We start from the raw sequence: 15,634 nt of genomic DNA, 5'->3' as shown, positions 1-15,634 counted from the left end.
GTCCGCCCGATCTTTCGAGGAGCAGAAATGACCGCAACCCCCGCCACCGCGTTCGGCGTCCATTCCGAGGTCGGCACGCTGCGCAAGGTGCTGGTCTGCGCGCCGGGCCTGGCACACGAGCGGCTCACCCCGACCAATTGCGATGACCTGCTCTTCGACGACGTGCTGTGGGTGCAGAACGCCAAACGCGACCACTTCGATTTCATGACGAAGATGCGCGACCGCGGCGTCGAGGTGGTCGAGCTGCACAATCTGCTCGCCGAAACCCTCGCCGTGCCGGCGCGAAGGACTGGATTCTCGACCGCAAGATCGTGGCCAACGAGGTCGGGCTCGGGCTGATCGACGACACCAGGGCCTACCTGGACTCGGTGGACGACCGGACCCTGGCGACCTACCTCATCGGCGGACTCGCGACCGCGGACCTGCCCGCCGAATTCCGTTCCGGTTACCTGGCGCTGGCGCGCGAGCAGGCCGGGGTCCGTGAGTATCTGATGCCGCCCCTGCCGAACACGCTCTACACCCGCGACACCACCTGCTGGCTCTACGGCGGCGTCACCCTCAATCCGCTGTACTGGCCCGCCCGGCACGACGAGACGCTGCTGATGGCCGCGATCTATGCCTTCCATCCCGACTTCACCGGCGCGAAGGTCTGGTGGGGCGATCCCGAACAGGATTGGGGGCTGGCGACCTTCGAGGGTGGCGACGTGATGCCGGTCGGCAACGGGGTGGTGCTGGTCGGGATGAGCGAACGGACGTCCCGTCAGGCGATCACCCAGGTCGCCGCGTCGCTGTTCGCCGCCGGTGCCGCCGAGCGCGTGATCGTGGCGGGGATGCCGAAGCTGCGCTCGGCCATGCACCTCGACACCGTGTTCACCTTCGCCGACCGCGACCTGGTCACGGTGTATCCCGACATCGTCTACAACATCCACCCGTTCTCCCTGCGGCCCAGCGACCGCGCCCCCGGTGTCGAGGTGGTCGAGGAGACCGCGCCGTTCCTCGACGTGGTGGCCGCATCACTGAACCTGCCGAAACTGCGGGTGGTGGAGACCGGCGGCGGCTACTACGCCAACGAACGCCAGCAGTGGGACAGCGGCAACAACCTGGTCGCCGTCGAACCCGGCGTCGTGTTCGCCTACGACCGCAACACCCACACCAACGCGGCCCTGCGCAAGGAAGGCGTCGAGGTGATCACCATCGTCGGCGCCGAACTCGGTCGCGGCCGCGGCGGCGGCCACTGTATGACCTGTCCGCTGATCCGCGACGCCGTCGAGTTCTGAGCGCGGCGATCAGCGGGGACGCACCTCGACGCGGTTGTCGTGGAACACCGCGCCACCGCCGTAGTCCGAGTCTCGTTCGGCGATTGTGGCATTCACGGTCGCGCCGCCGGTGAACTTGGCCCAGCGACCTTTGGTCGTGCCCGCCACGCCGGGCCGCACCCGGTCCGATACCTCGGCGACGGCCTCGAAGGAGCCGCGATCGTTGGAGACGACCACCGCGGCGCCGTCGGCGATGCCCCTCGCGTCGGCGTCTTCGGGGTGCAGGGTGATGCTGGATGCACCGGCGCGACGGCGTAATTCGGGGTTGGAGCCGAAGGAGCTGTTCAGGAAGTAGTGCGAGGCGGCGGAGATCAGCACCAGACCGTCGCCGGAATCGGCGGGGGGCGTGTAGTCCGGCAGCGGGTCATGGCCTGCCGATTCCGCTCTGGCGGAGACGAACTGGAGCTTGCCCGCGGGCACCGGACCGGCCTGCACCTTGAGGAATCCCTCGGCCCTGAGCCGGTCGAGGTCGTAGCCCTTCAGCAGCTGCCCGGCCAGTTCCTCGTCGGAGTCGTACAGTGCCGGTTCGGTCAGACCGAGCCGATGCGAGAGTCTGCGGAAAGTCTCTGTCGTGGACAGGCATTCGCCCGGCGGCTCGACGGCGGGCTCGTTCCAGATCAGGTAGAGGTGACCGTAGCCGGCGAGCACGTCGAGGTGTTCGGGCTGCATGGTGGCGGGGAGCACGATGTCGGCGTAGTCGACGGTGTCGGTGCCGAAGTGTTCGAGGACCACGGTGAACAAGTCCTCGCGCGACAGCCCCTCGATCACGCGACGCTGGTCGGGATTCGAGCCGACCGGATTGGCCCCGATCACGAACAGTGCCTTCACCGGCGGCTCATCGGTCTCGAGCAGGGCCTCGCCGAGTCTGGTCATCGAAAGCGTGCGGACCGGGTGCGGCAGCAGGTCGTCGCGGGTCAGCGCGGCTTCGTCGAGCCGGAAGTGCCCACTGGTCGAATAGTGCAGTCCACCACCGGGTATCGCCCAGTCCCCGGTGACACCGGGCAGGCAGGCGAGCACGCGCAGGGCCATCCCGCCGCCGGCGTGGCGCTGCATGCCCTGGGAGGCACGGATCGCGGTCGGCCTGGTGCGCGCGATCCGCGCACCGAGCGCGACGATCTGATCCTCGGGAACGCCCGTGATCGCCGCGGTGCGCTCCGGCGTGAATTCGGTGATGCGGTCCCGGAATTCGGGCCAGCCCTCGGTGTGTTCGGCGATGAAATGCTCGTCCTGCGCGCCGAGCGAGACGATCACGTGCAGCAGGCCGAGCGCTAGCGCCGCGTCGGTGCCGGGCAGTGGGGCGATGTGCTCGTCGCAGCGTTCGGAGGTCTTGGTGCGCACCGGGTCGATCGACACCAGGTACGCGCCGCTGTCCTGCACGAACTTCCACAGATGATGGCCGGAGGTGAGCGGGTTGGTGCCCCACAGCAGGATCAGTTTCGACTGCGCGAAGTCCTCGGGGTCCATGCCGCCGGAGGTGCCGAGGGTGTAGCGCAGACCGGTGCCGCCCGCGACCGAGCAGATGGTCGGCGCGTGATGCGACGCTCCGAGCAGGTTGAACATCCTGCGCCCCGGAAAGCCTTCCAGCCCTTGGATATAGCCCAGGCTGCCGGTGCCGTGGAACGGCCAGACCGCCTCACCACCGAATTCGTCGATGATGGCGGTGACGCGCGTGGCGATCTCGTCGAGCGCGGAGTCCCAGCTGATCCGCTCGAACTGCCCCGATCCCTTCGGTCCCACCCGGCGCATCGGATACCGGAGCCGGCCCGGCGCACCGACCTGTTCGAGGTACCGATTCACCTTCACGCACAGCGCACCGCGCGTCACCGGATGTTCCTTGTTCCCGCGCAGCCCCGTGGCCACCCCGTCCTCGACGGTCACCACCCACGAGCACGCGTCGGGGCAATCGAGCGGGCATGCACCGAGCACCTTCACCAGGCCATCGTAGGCCGGACGAATCACCCCCGCCGGGGGCGGACACCGCGTGATCATGGCGCCGACCGGTAACGACGGGCGCCCGAAATGTGATGTAAGTCACGTAAGGGCGGTTTCGCGGACGCGCGGCGCCGCCGAACATCGACCGGCGCGGAGGCCTGTCAGAAGTCGGGGCGTCGTCCCCACGCTGATGGGAGGTTGTGATGAGGTCGCTCATCGAGAAGGCGATGGTGAGCACGTCGGCGGCACTACTGCTCGGCGCGGGTGCCGTGATGGGCGCCGCGCCCGCACAGGCGCAATGGCAACCGGGGTGCGTGGCGTACCCGGTGAACAACAGTGCGGCGTACTCGCAGTGTTATCGCCCCGTGCGGCATCAGGTTCGCATCGAGTGCAGGCAGTGGTGGGGCTGGTTCGGCAGTGGCTGGGGCACCTACGAGCGCCGCGGCAACGTGGCGTTTGACGGTCGGCAATCCTGGGCCCACTGCGATATCCCCGGCACGTTGCAGCGCTGGGACGTGGTGACCTACTGGTGGTGAACGAAGGGTGGTCCCCGGCGAAACCCGCCGAGGACCACCACTTTTCGAACGGCGGAACTACTTCTTGTCGGCGTCGAGACGCTCGATGATCGTGACGTTGGCCGTGCCGCCGCCCTCGCAGATGGTGAGCAGGCCGTAGCGGCCGTTCACCCGCTCGAGCTCGTTGAGCAGGGTGGCGAACAGCTTGGCGCCGGTCGCGCCGAGCGGGTGGCCGAGCGCGATGGCCCCACCGTTGACGTTCACCTTCGCCGGATCGGCGCCGATCTCCTTGATCCAGGCCAGCACCACCGGGGCGAAGGCCTCGTTGATCTCGATGACGTCGATGTCGTCGATGGTCAGGCCGGTCTTCTCCAGCGCCCACTGGGTGGCCGGGATCGGCGCGCTCAGCATGAAGATCGGGTCGGCGCCGCGCGCGCTGACATGGTGGATGCGGGCACGCGGGGTCAGGCCGTATTCCTTGACCGCCCACTCGGAGGCGAGCAGGGTGGCGCTGGCGCCGTCGGAGATCTGGCTGGCGACCGCCGCGGTGAGCGGGCTGCCCTCCGACAGCGGCTGCAGCGACGCCATCTTCTCCAGGCTGGTCTCGCGCGGACCCTGATCGACGGTGAAGTCGCCGACCGGCACGATCTCGTTGTCGAAGCGGCCCTCGGCGATGGCGGTCTTGGCGCGCTGATGGCTCTGCAGCGCCCAGCGCTCCATGTCCTCGCGGCTGATGCCCCACTTCTCGGCGATCATCTCCGCGCCCTTGAACTGGGAGACCTCCCCGGTGCCGTAGCGCGAGTCCCAGCCCTTCGCGCCGATGAACGAGGACTCGAAACCGTACGGCTTGGCCGCGAGCATGGCGGCGCCGATCGGGATGGCGCTCATGTTCTGCACGCCGCCCGCCACGATGACCTCGGCGGTGCCGCTCATGATGGCCTGCGCGCCGAAGTTGATCGCCTGCTGGCTGGAACCGCACTGCCGGTCGACGGTGACGCCGGGGACCTCTTCGGGGTATCCCGCGACCAGCCACATGGTGCGGCCGATATTGCCCGCCTGCGGACCGAGGTTGTCGACGCAACCGACGATCACGTCGTCGACGACGGCCGGGTCGATGCCCGTGCGCTCGACGAGCCCACGCAGCGCGGCCGCGCCGAGGTCGGCGGAATGCACCTCGGCCAGCGCGCCACCGCGCTTGCCGACCGCGGTACGCACCGCATCGATCACATAGGCCTCCCGCAACGGGGCGTAGGGGCGGCGCTCGGCGGATGCGGTCATGATGGAACTCCTATTTCGCGGTGCTCCCGGGCAGGGTCAGCCCGTCGAGCACGATGGTGAGATATTGCTGGGCAAGGTTTTGCACGGTGATCGGGCCACCGGGGGTGTACCAGCGGACCGCGACCCACACGGTGTCGCGCAGGAAGCGGAAGGCCAGTTCCACGTCGAGTTCGGGCCGGAAGCTGCCGTCGGCCACGCCGGCGGCGAGCACGCGGTGCCACAGGTCGCGGAACTCGGTGTTGAAGTCACGGATGTAACCGAACCGCTCGGCGTCGCGCAGGTTCTTGGCCTCGGCCTGGTAGATCGCGACGGCGGCGTGATGGCGGTCGAACGACTCGTAGGACGCGATCACCAAGGACTCCAGGGTGTCTCGCGAGCTCATGCCCGCGCCCGCGATCTCGCGGTAGCGACCGAACAGGTCGTCGAGGAATCCGCGCAGGATCTCGTCGACCATCGATTCCTTGGAGTCGAAATGGTGATACAGACTGCCCGACAGGATGCCCGCCGAGTCGGCGATGTCGCGCACCGTCGTGGCACGCAGTCCACGTTCGGCGAACAGGTCGGCGGCGAGGTCGAGGAGTTCGGCGCGGCGGGTGCGTTTCACGGTGTCGGGTGCGGTCACACCCGTCATCGTACAACCAAGCACTTGCTTGGTTTCGGAGAACCCGCCACGGCGATCATGCGCGCTGGCTGCTCACCGAGACAACCTCGCCGGTCAGATACGAGGTGTAATCACTGGCCAGCATGGCGATCGTTGCCGCTACTTCCCACGGTTCGGCGGCGCGACCGAAGGCCTCGCGCTCGCTGAGCGAGTCGAGCAGCTCGGTCGAGCTCACCTTGTCCAGGAACGGGTGACGGGCGATGCTCGGCGCGACGGCGTTGATCCGCACCCCGAATTCGGCGGCTTCGACCGCGCTGCACCTGGTCAGCGCCATCACCCCCGCCTTGGCGGCGGCATAGTGCGCCTGGCCGTGCTGGGCACGCCAGCCGAGGACGGAGGCGTTGTTCACGATCACGCCGCCGTGGCCAGCGCCGCGGAAGTACCCCAGCGCCGCACGGGTGCAGCGGAAGGTGCCGGTGAGGGTGATGTCGAGAACCTGGTCCCACTGCTCGTCGGTCATGTCGACCACCGGGGTCTCACCGCCGAGACCCGCGTTGTTGACCATGATGTCGATCCGGCCGAGTTCGGCGGCCGCGTCGGCCAGCAGCTGATTCACCTGCGCGGTGTCGCGGACATCACAGACCACGGCACCGACCCGGCGCTCGGGGAACTCCTTCGCCAACAACTCGGCGGTCTCGGTCAGGCGACGCTCGTGCCAATCGGAGACGACCACATCGGCGCCTTCCTCCAGGAGCCTGCGCGCGGTCGCCGAGCCGATGCCGGTGCCCGCGGCGGCGGTGATCACGGCCGTCCGGCCCGCGAGCAGGCCGTGTCCGGGGATCGAAGCCGGCGCGATCGACAGGGACTTGTTCGCGCCCGAATAGGTCTGCTCGGTCACGGGCGTGCCTCTCGCGGGAGACCGAGCACACGCTCGGCGATGATGTTGCGCTGCACTTCGTTCGAACCTCCATAGATCGTGTCGGCGCGGCTGAACAGGTACAGCCGCTGCCATGCGGTCATGTCGTCGGGGCCGGTGAGCAGGCCCGCCGCACCTTGGACGGCCATCGCCAGTTCACCGAGGTCGCGATGCCAGTTGGCCCACAACAACTTCGACACCGAGGCGCCGCCCGCGTCGTCGTGGTCCTCGCTCATGGTGCGCAGCGCGTGCGCGCGCAGCACCCGAAGTCCCACCCACGCGCGATCGAGGCGATCGGCGATCAGCGGGTCGTCGGCGGCACCGGTGCGCCGGGCCAGGTCCTCGATGTCGGAGAGTTCGCGCGCGAAGCGGATCTGCTGGCCGAGAGTGGAGATGCCGCGCTCGAAGGTGAGCGTGCCCATCGCGATTCGCCAGCCGTCGCCCGGCGCGCCGACCACCAGGTCCGCGTCGGTGACGGCATCGTCGAAGAAGACCTCGTTGAACTCGGAGGTGCCGGTGAGCTGTTCGATCGGCCGCACTTCGATGCCCGGCTGGTTCATCGGGACCAGCAGATAGGACAGGCCCTTGTGACGGCTCGAGCCGCGCTCGGTGCGGGCGATGACGAAGCACCAGTCGGCGACGTGCGCGAGCGAGGTCCAGATCTTCTGGCCGTTGATCACCCACTTGTCGCCGTCCAGGCGCGCGGTGGTCGCGACGGCGGCCAGGTCGGAACCGGCGCCGGGCTCGGAGTAGCCCTGACACCACAGTTCGCCGACCGAGCGCACGCCCGGCAGGAAGCGCTTCTTCTGCTCCTCGGTGCCGAAGGCCAGCACGGTGGGGCCGAGCAGTTCCTCGCCCACGTGCGAGACCCGCGCCGGCGCGTCGGCCTTGGCGTATTCCTCGTGGAAGATCACCTGCTGACGCACGCTGGCGCCGCGACCGCCGTATTCGACCGGCCAGCCGAGGCAGGTCCAGCCCGCCGCGGCGAGGTGGCGGTCCCAGGCCAGCCGCTCGTCGAAGAATTCGTGTTCGCGGCCGGGTCCACCGGTGCCGCGCAGGTCAGCGAACTCGCCCGAAAGATTTTCGGCGAGCCAATCGCGTATTTCCGCGCGAAACTCCGCGTCGGAAGTCGCGGTATCGGAATCTGAGGTCTGGATCACGCCCACCTCGGTAGGATAACCTACCAAGCACTTGCTTTGTTAGCTGCTTCGGAAGAACAGCGAACCGCACAACGGTGAGGACCCCGTGACACCCCCTGCACAAACCACTCCGCAGGCGCTGCGACACATCGCAGCGACGCATCCGCACGAGCCTGCCCTGATCGACGGCGCGATCCGCCTGGACTGGACCGAGCTACTCGACCAGGTCCGGGTGGCCGCCCGCGCCCTGATCGCCCGCGGCATCGCCCCCGGCGACCGGGTCGCGATGTGGGCGCCGAACACCTATCACTGGGTGATCGCCGCCCTGGCCGCGCACTCCGTCGGCGCCGCGCTGGTTCCACTGAACACCCGCTACGTGGCGGCCGAGGCCGTCGACGTGCTGGACCGCGTCGACGCGAAGGCCCTGTTCGTCGCCGGTCAGTTCCTCGGTCGCGATCGGGCGGCGGAACTCGCGGCGGCGGCGCCGGAGCTGGGCATCGGGACCGTCGTTGTCATTCCGATCGAGAACGAAGCGGCCCCGGCCGCCGCCGAGCCCACCCGCACGACGGTGACGTGGGACGAGTTGCTCGCACAGGCCGCGACGGTGTCCGAAGAAGTCGGCGAGGAGCGGGCGGCCCAGGTCTCCCCCGACGACATCTCCGACATCCTGTTCACCTCCGGCACCACCGGCCGCAGCAAGGGCACACTCGTCGCGCACCGGCAGGCGCTGGGGGTGGTGCGCGGCTGGGTCGAGTGCTCGACCCTGCGCGCGGGCGACCGCTACCTGGTGATCCCGCCGTTCTTCCACAACTTCGGTTACAAGGCGGGCATACTCGCGTGCCTGGTCACCGGGGCCACGATCGTCCCGCAGGCCACCTTCGACGTGCCCGCCGCGCTGGCGCTCATCGAGTCCGAGCGGATCACCGTGCTCACCGGGCCACCGACGATCTACCAGACCATCCTCGAGCATCCCCAGCGCACCGAGCGTGACCTGAGCTCGCTGCGGGTGGCGGTGACCGGCGCGGCGACCGTGCCGGTGGTGCTGATCGAGCGGATGCGTGACGATCTCGCGTTCGAGGTGGTGATCACCGCCTACGGCCTGTCCGAGACGGCGGGCTTCGGCACCATGTGCCGTCCCTCCGACGACGCGGCCACCATCGCCAACACCTGCGGCGGGCCGATCGCCGACTTCGAACTGCGCCTGTCCGACGCCGGGGAGGTGCTGCTGCGCGGACCGAACGTGATGCTCGGCTACCTCGACGACCCCGAGGCCACCGCCGAGGCCATCGACGCCGACGGCTGGCTGCACACCGGCGACATCGGCATCGTCGACGAGCGCGGCTATCTGAAGATCACCGACCGGCTCAAGGACATGTACATCACCGGCGGGTTCAACGTGTACCCCGCCGAGATCGAACAGACCCTGGCCCGGCTCGACGGCGTCGCCGAGTCGGCGGTGATCGGCGTGCCCGACGAGCGGATGGGCGAGGTCGGTAAGGCCGTGGTCGTCCGCAAGGCCGGGTCCACGCTGACCGCCGACGAGGTCATCGCCTTCGCCGCGGGCAAATTGGCGAACTTCAAAGTGCCCAGGCTTGTCGAGTTCCGCGACCAGCTGCCCTACAGCGCCGCGGGCAAAGTGCTCAAGCGTGAGCTACGTGAGGAGAAGTCGTGAGTTCCGAAACCGAGACCGAGGTCGTCACCTATGAGGTGCGCGGATCGGTCGCCGTCGTCACCATGAACCGGCCCGATTTCCGCAACGCGCAGAACTCGAAGATGACCTATGCCCTCGATGCCGCCTTCGTGCGGGCCGTCGAGGATCCCGAGGTCAAGGTGATCGTGCTGGCGGGCAACGGAAAGCACTTCAGCGCAGGCCACGACATCGGTACCCCGGGCCGCGACCACGACGTGCACTACGAGAACAAGGCCGCGCTGTGGTGGGACCACCTCGATCGCCCCGGTGGTGACCAGCGGTTCGCGCGCGAGTCCGAGGTGTATCTCGGCATGTGCAGGCGCTGGCGGGAGATCCCCAAGCCGATGGTGGCGATGGTGCAGGGCGCGTGCATCGCGGGCGGGCTGATGCTGGCCTGGGTGTGCGACCTGATCGTCTGCTCCGATGACGCGTTCTTCTCCGATCCGGTGGTCCGGATGGGCATTCCGGGTGTGGAGTACTTCGCGCACCCGTGGGTGATGGGCCCGCGCGCGGCCAAGGAGTTCCTGTTCACCGGCGACCGCTTCGGCGCGGCGCAGGCCAAGGAGTGGGGCATGGTCAACCGCGTCGTGCCGCGCGAGGAGCTCGAGGCCGAGGTGTTCGGTCTCGCCGAGAAGATCTCCGCCATGCCGCAATTCGGGCTGGCGCTCACCAAGAAGGCCGTCAACCAGGCCGAGGATCTGATGGGCATGCGTTCCGGCATGGACTCGGTCTTCGGGCTGCACCATTTCGCACACGCGCACAACGCCGAGGTCGGCGCCGATTCGCTCGGCGGGATGAACGCCCGCTCGATGAAGGCCACCGCCACCTCTACCGAACAGAACGGGACGAAGTAAGTGGATCTCGAGATCGACCCGGCAGCCCGGGAATTCCAGCTGGAGGTGCGCGAGTTCCTCGCCGCCAACGTACCGGCAGAGCCGTTGCCGTCGATGGATACCGCGGAAGGCTTCGCCGCGCACCGGGAATGGGAAGCGAAGCTGGCCGACGCCCGGCTGTCCGCGGTCTCGTGGCCGCGCGAGTTCGGCGGGCGTGACGCGTCGATTCTCGAGTGGGTGCTGTTCGAGCAGGAGTACTACGCCGCGGGCGCACCCGGCCGGGTCGCGCAGAACGGCATCTTCCTGCTCGCGCCGACGCTGTTCGAGCACGGCACCCCCGAACAGCTCGCGCGGATCCTGCCGTGCATGGCGCGCGGTGACGACATCTGGGCGCAGGCCTGGTCGGAACCCGAATCGGGCAGCGACCTCGCGAGCCTGCGCTCGACCGCTCGGCGCACCGAGGGCGGCTGGCTGCTCAACGGCCAGAAGACGTGGAGTTCCCGTGCGTCGTTCGCCGATTGGGCGTTCGGCCTGTTCCGCAGCGATCCCGAGGCCCAGCGCCACCACGGACTCACCTACGTGATGTTCCCGCTCACCGCCGAGGGCGTGAGCGTGCGGCCGATCCCCCAGCTCGACGGCGAACCCGGCTTCGCCGAGATCTTCCTCGACGACGTCTTCGTACCCGACCACGACGTGATCGGCGGCGTGAACGAGGGCTGGCGGGTCGCGATGGCGACCTCGTCCAACGAACGTGGCCTCTCACTGCGCAGTCCCGGCCGCTTCAGCGCCACCGCGCAACGGCTCATCGACCTGTGGCGCGAGACCGCCGACCCGAGCGATACCGCGGCCAGGAACTCGGTGGTCGACGCCTGGCTCGGCGCCGAGTCCTACCGCCTGCACACCTTCGGCACCGTCACCCGCCTCACCGACGGCGGCCAGCTCGGCGCGGAGTCGTCGATCACCAAGGTGTACTGGTCCGAGCTCGACATCGCGATGCACGAGACGGCGCTGGACCTGCTCGGCTCGGCCGCCGAGCAGCGCGGCGACTGGACCGACGGCTATCTGTTCTCGCTCTCGGGCCCGATCTACGCGGGCACCAACGAGATCCAGCGCAACATCATCGCCGAACGCATCCTCGGACTGCCCCGCGAGAGCAAGCGATGACCGTCAATCCCTCGGGCCGAATCGCCCTTCCGAACACAGGAGGTCTGCGATGAGATTCGCGCTCAGTACCGAACAGCTCGACTTCGCCGCCGAGCTGCGCAAGATTCTCGACGCGGGTCAGGTCCCCGCCGCGGTGCGCGCCTGGGCGGCCGGCGATCCCACCAAGGGGCGCGCACTGCTGCGGCAGATCGCCGACATGGGTGTCTTCGGCTTGATCGTCGACGAGAAGTACGACGGGGCGGACGCGACCACGGTCGATCTCGTCGTCGCGCTGATCGAACTGGGCCGCGGCGGCGCGCCCGGCCCGGTGATCGAGTCCGCCGCCGTGATTCCGGCGCTGCTGCAACGTCTTCCGGATGATGCACCGGCGCAGCGATGGTTGTCCGGGCTCGCGAGCGGCGAGGCGCTGGGCACCATCACCTTCCAGGCGCAGCGCGGCATCGCCCTCGACGCCGGTATCGCCGAGCCGGTCCTCGTCGCCGCCGAGGGCAGGCTGAAACTCGGCGTCACGCCGTCGGAGTCGGTGAACTCGATCGACCCCGCCCGCAGGCTGTTCCGCGTGACGGCCGGCGAGCTGATCGCCGAAGGACCCGAGGTCGAAGCGGCCATCGATTACGCCTTCGACCTCGGCGTTCTCGCCTGTGCCGCCCAGCTCCTCGGTGCGGGCCGCTCGATTCTCGAGCAGACCACCTCGTACGCGAAGCAGCGCAAGCAGTTCGGGCGCGCGATCGGCGAATTCCAGGCGGTGAAGCAGCAACTGGCCGATGTGCTGATCGCGCTGGATCTGGCCGAACCGCTGGTGTACCGCGCGGCGCTCACGCTCGATTCGGCCGACCGCGCCCGCGATGTCTCGGCAGCCCTGGTGACCTGCGGCGACGCCGCCCACCGCGCCGCGCGCGCCGGGCTCCAAGTGCACGGGGCCATCGGGTACACCGCGGAATTCGACCTGTCGCTGTGGCTCACCAAGGTCGCCGCGCTGCGGACAGCCTGGGGCACAGCTGATTTCCACCGCGGCAGGATCGCCGACGCCCTCCGCGCCGCCGAACCCGCGATCTGAGGCCCGCGATGCCACCGCCGGCACAGACCGAACGCCACGCGGGTGTGTGTCGCGGTGGCAGCCGGGTCCCACCGAACCGCGGCCGACGCGCTCCCACTGCCGACGCCATCACCGAGCCTTACGAGGAACCCCATGTCATCGAATGAACTACTCGAATTCCGGACCTCCGTGCGGGCCCTGCTCGGCAAGCACGCCACCTCCGCCGCGCTGCGTTCCGCGATGGACACCGACCTCGGGTACGACCCGAAGTTGTGGCGAATGCTGTGCGAGCAGGTCGGGGTCGCCGCGCTCGCGGTGCCGGAGGAATGGGGTGGCGCCGGGGCGGGCCTGGTCGAATCACTGATGGTCGTCGGTGAATTGGGGCGGACGCTGAGTGGGGTGCCGATGCTCGGGTCGGCGGTGCTCGGGGTGCAGGCGATTCTGCTGGCCGGTGACGAGCAGGCCGATGCCCGGCTGCTGCCCGATCTGGCCGATGGGTCCCGCACGGCGGCCCTGTGCTGGGCCGACGCCACGGGCTGGGATTCGGCCGGGGTCGGTGTGAGCGACGGGAAGCTCAGCGGCACAGCTCATTATGTGCTGCACGGAGCGCAGGCCGACCTGCTGCTGGTCCTGACCGAGGACGGACTGTTCGAGACGACAGCGGACGCCCCCGGTGTGGCCATTGCCGCGACCTCCGCGCTCGATCCCACGCGCAAGCTCGCCACCATCACCTTCACCGACGCCCCCGCCACCAGGATCGGCACCGGCGACCCCGCCGTGCTGCGCCGTCGGCTGCGCGAGATCGCCTGGGCGGCACTGGCCGCCGAGCAGGTCGGCGCGGCCAGGCACTGCCTCGAGATGACGGTCGAGTACACGGCCTCGCGCGTGCAGTTCGGTCGTCCGATCGGCAGCTTCCAGGCGCTCAAGCACCGGATGGCCGACATGTACGTGCTGGTCGAGTCGGCCGAATCGGCGGCGCTGGCGGCCGCACTCGCGGTGGCCGAGGACAGCCCGTCGGCCGCGGAGGACGTCTGGGTCGCGCGCAGGCACTGCACCGAGACCTTCTCCACCGTGGCGGCGGAGACGATCCAGTTGCACGGCGGCATCGCCATCACCTGGGAGCACGACGCCCACCTCTACTTCAAGCGGGCGCACGCCACCGCCGAGCTGTTCGGCACCGGCAAACGTCCGGTCGCTGCCTGAGGCCCGAGCCCCACCGCCGCTCTTTGCGGCACCAGCCGACTGCAGTCTCCGAGGATTTCATCGAAAGCCCTGGTCGCGATCTAGCCGACCAGGGCTTTCGGCACGTTGTGCGCCATTTCACCGTGGTAGCGGAACCAGGCTGTCTAGATTTAGATAGTTAGCTTATGTAATATTAACTCCTGTGAAGCAGACAGCGCAGCCATCGGCAGACGACATCGTGGTCGACCTGTTGGTCACCGCTGGTCGGCTCACCCGACTGGCCGGGGCGATCAGCAACGACGACCTGCCCCGCGCGGTCCTGCGGGCCCTTGCCGTGCTCGACGAGCACGGCGGGCTGCGGGTCAGCGATTTCGCCCGGATCGACAGATGTTCCCAACCGGCGGCAACGGCGCTGATCGGTCGACTCGTCACCGACGGCTTCGCGTCCCGCACCAAAGACCCGCACGACTCCCGGGCGGTGCTCATCGAGCTCACCCCGGCCGGCCGGTCCCGCCTCACCGAGGCCAGACGCGCGTTCGCCGCCGCCATGGCACCCGGACTGGCCGATTTCGATCTCGATCGGCTGATCCGCCTCGATACCGACATGAACGACCTGCTGACAGCCCTTCGCTCGGTTGCCCGCGGTCATCAGTGATGCAACCAGGAGCGCCAGTGAGCACCCCCCAGCTGACTCGCGACGACAACGCCGCAACCACCAACTCCCAGCCCAAGGCCGTGTGGGCCGTCGCCTTCGCGAGCGTCATCGCGTTCATGGGCATCGGCCTGGTCGATCCCATTCTCAAGCCGATCGGCGAACAGCTGAACGCGACACCGTCCCAGGTGTCGTTGCTGTTCACCAGCTACATGGCCGTCACCGGCGTCGCCATGCTGGTCACCGGCGTGATCTCGAGCCGCTTCGGCGCGAAGAAGACGCTGCTGTCCGGGCTGGCGATCATCATCGTGTTCGCCGCGCTGGCGGGCATGTCCGGCAGCATCGGCGAGATCATCGGGTTCCGCGCGGGCTGGGGTCTGGGCAACGCCCTGTTCATCGCGACGGCGCTGGCCACCATCGTCGGCGCGGCCACCGGCGGCGTCGCCAAGGCGATCATTCTCTACGAGGCCGCGCTCGGCATCGGCATCGCGACCGGCCCGCTGCTGGGTGGCGTGCTCGGTGGAATCAGCTGGCGCGGATTGTTCTTCGGAGTCTCGGTGCTGATGGCCGTCGCCTTCATCGCGATCGTCGTGCTGCTGCCCGAAACGCCGAAGGCCGCGCATCCGACCTCGATCACCGCGCCGTTCAAAGCCCTGCGGCACCGGGGATTGCTCACCGTGAGCATCACCGCGCTGCTCTACAACTTCGGTTTCTTCACCCTGCTCGCGTTCACCCCGTTCCCGCTGGACATGGGCACCTACGCGATCGGCTTCATCTTCTGCGGCTGGGGCATCCTGCTCGCCCTGTCGTCGGTGTTCCTCGCCCCGAAACTGCAGGCGCGCTTCGGTTCGCTGCCGATGATGGCCCTGTCGCTGGCCCTGTTCGCGATCGACCTGGCGGTGATGGGGATGTTCACCGAACACAAGATCGTGCTGATCGTCGGTGTCGTGATCGCCGGTGCGTTCCTCGGCGTGAACAACACGCTGATCACCGAGGCCGTGATGATCTCGGCGCCGGTCGAGCGGTCGACCGCGTCGGCGGCGTACAGCTTCGTCCGATTCGGTGGCGGTGCGGCCGCGCCGTGGGTGGCGGGCAAGCTCGGCGAGCACAACATGTCGCTGCCGTTCTGGCTCGGCGCGGTCTGCACGGCCGCCGCGGTCGCGGTCCTCTACATCGGCCGAAACGCGCTCGCCCACATCGACGACCACGACCCGGCCCCGCACTCGATCGAGGAGGCGCAGGCCATCACCGTCGGCGATTGAGCTCTATTTTTGGAGCGCTGGCGCGCTCGAGTTCGCGGCCCCTCCGGTCCCGGGGGGGGGGGGGCCCCGAGGGTGGAACAAGAGGACGAAAAAAACACCCAACAAAAACAAGGACACC

Annotated in this window: 13 protein-coding genes and 1 pseudogene; 9 read left to right on the top strand and 5 right to left on the bottom strand. The window is 68.7% G+C overall.

What is annotated here, in order from left to right:
- Positions 1 to 27 precede the first annotated feature (27 nt).
- Positions 28 to 1,277: pseudogene (locus ACFTS5_RS16695) on the top strand (arginine deiminase).
- A 9-nt stretch (positions 1,278 to 1,286) separates the two neighbouring features.
- Here ACFTS5_RS16695 and ACFTS5_RS16690 read toward each other — a convergent pair.
- The gene (locus ACFTS5_RS16690) at positions 1,287 to 3,248 is read right to left on the bottom strand and encodes a molybdopterin-dependent oxidoreductase (protein WP_378631648.1); all 1,962 of its coding nucleotides are present in this window, start codon (positions 3,246 to 3,248) and stop codon (positions 1,287 to 1,289) included.
- Positions 3,249 to 3,451: 203 nt separating this feature from the next.
- On the opposite strand from ACFTS5_RS16690, the gene ACFTS5_RS16685 reads away from it, so the two are divergent.
- The gene (locus tag ACFTS5_RS16685; RefSeq protein ID WP_378631647.1) at positions 3,452 to 3,784 is read left to right on the top strand and encodes a hypothetical protein; all 333 of its coding nucleotides are present in this window, start codon (positions 3,452 to 3,454) and stop codon (positions 3,782 to 3,784) included.
- A gap of 57 nt (positions 3,785 to 3,841) precedes the next feature.
- On the opposite strand, the gene ACFTS5_RS16680 is transcribed toward ACFTS5_RS16685, so the two are convergent.
- From ACFTS5_RS16680 to ACFTS5_RS16665, 4 genes are read right to left on the bottom strand one after another with little or no spacing between them, the layout of a single operon-like run.
- Positions 3,842 to 5,005, bottom strand: coding sequence for an acetyl-CoA C-acetyltransferase (locus ACFTS5_RS16680; protein WP_378632443.1), 1,164 nt, complete (start codon positions 5,003 to 5,005; stop codon positions 3,842 to 3,844).
- Between the two features lie 46 nt (positions 5,006 to 5,051).
- A complete protein-coding gene (locus ACFTS5_RS16675) occupies positions 5,052 to 5,672 on the bottom strand; it encodes a TetR/AcrR family transcriptional regulator (RefSeq protein WP_378631645.1) in 621 nt (206 codons plus the stop codon).
- A 46-nt stretch (positions 5,673 to 5,718) separates the two neighbouring features.
- On the bottom strand, positions 5,719 to 6,540 hold the full coding sequence (locus ACFTS5_RS16670; protein WP_378631644.1) for an SDR family oxidoreductase: 822 nt from the start codon (positions 6,538 to 6,540) through the stop codon (positions 5,719 to 5,721).
- Positions 6,537 to 7,724, bottom strand: coding sequence for an acyl-CoA dehydrogenase family protein (locus tag ACFTS5_RS16665; RefSeq protein ID WP_378631642.1), 1,188 nt, complete (start codon positions 7,722 to 7,724; stop codon positions 6,537 to 6,539). The genes ACFTS5_RS16670 and ACFTS5_RS16665 overlap by 4 nt, the downstream gene beginning before the upstream one ends.
- A 79-nt stretch (positions 7,725 to 7,803) precedes the next feature.
- On the opposite strand from ACFTS5_RS16665, the gene ACFTS5_RS16660 reads away from it, so the two are divergent.
- The 7 genes from ACFTS5_RS16660 (at position 7,804) to ACFTS5_RS16630 (ending at position 15,516) form a co-directional block, all read left to right on the top strand.
- Positions 7,804 to 9,369 carry a FadD3 family acyl-CoA ligase gene (locus tag ACFTS5_RS16660; RefSeq protein ID WP_378631640.1) on the top strand — a complete coding sequence of 522 codons (1,566 nt, stop codon included), beginning with the start codon at positions 7,804 to 7,806 and terminating at the stop codon, positions 9,367 to 9,369.
- Positions 9,366 to 10,241: an enoyl-CoA hydratase gene (locus tag ACFTS5_RS16655; RefSeq protein ID WP_378631639.1), complete on the top strand. Its 876-nt coding sequence runs from the start codon at positions 9,366 to 9,368 to the stop codon at positions 10,239 to 10,241. Before ACFTS5_RS16660 ends, ACFTS5_RS16655 begins: the two co-directional genes overlap by 4 nt.
- Positions 10,242 to 11,384, top strand: a complete 1,143-nt coding sequence (locus tag ACFTS5_RS16650) for an acyl-CoA dehydrogenase family protein (protein WP_378631637.1) — start codon at positions 10,242 to 10,244, stop codon at positions 11,382 to 11,384. It begins immediately after the preceding gene.
- Between the two features lie 49 nt (positions 11,385 to 11,433).
- Positions 11,434 to 12,441 carry an acyl-CoA dehydrogenase family protein gene (locus ACFTS5_RS16645; RefSeq protein ID WP_378631636.1) on the top strand — a complete coding sequence of 336 codons (1,008 nt, stop codon included), beginning with the start codon at positions 11,434 to 11,436 and terminating at the stop codon, positions 12,439 to 12,441.
- 132 nt (positions 12,442 to 12,573) lie between these two features.
- A complete protein-coding gene (locus tag ACFTS5_RS16640) occupies positions 12,574 to 13,623 on the top strand; it encodes an acyl-CoA dehydrogenase family protein (RefSeq protein ID WP_378631634.1) in 1,050 nt (349 codons plus the stop codon).
- Positions 13,624 to 13,804: 181 nt separating this feature from the next.
- Entirely contained in the window at positions 13,805 to 14,257 is a 453-nt protein-coding gene (locus tag ACFTS5_RS16635) for a MarR family winged helix-turn-helix transcriptional regulator (RefSeq protein WP_378631633.1), read from the top strand.
- Between the two features lie 17 nt (positions 14,258 to 14,274).
- Positions 14,275 to 15,516, top strand: coding sequence for an MFS transporter (locus tag ACFTS5_RS16630; RefSeq protein ID WP_378631631.1), 1,242 nt, complete (start codon positions 14,275 to 14,277; stop codon positions 15,514 to 15,516).
- Positions 15,517 to 15,634: the final 118 nt, after the last annotated feature.

Source organism: Nocardia sp. NPDC056952 (genome assembly GCF_042674185.1).
In the GTDB taxonomy this organism is placed as follows: Bacteria; Actinomycetota; Actinomycetes; order Mycobacteriales; family Mycobacteriaceae; genus Nocardia.
The sequence above is the reverse complement of the archived record's forward strand: the minus strand, read 5'-3'. Positions and strand labels throughout refer to the sequence as shown.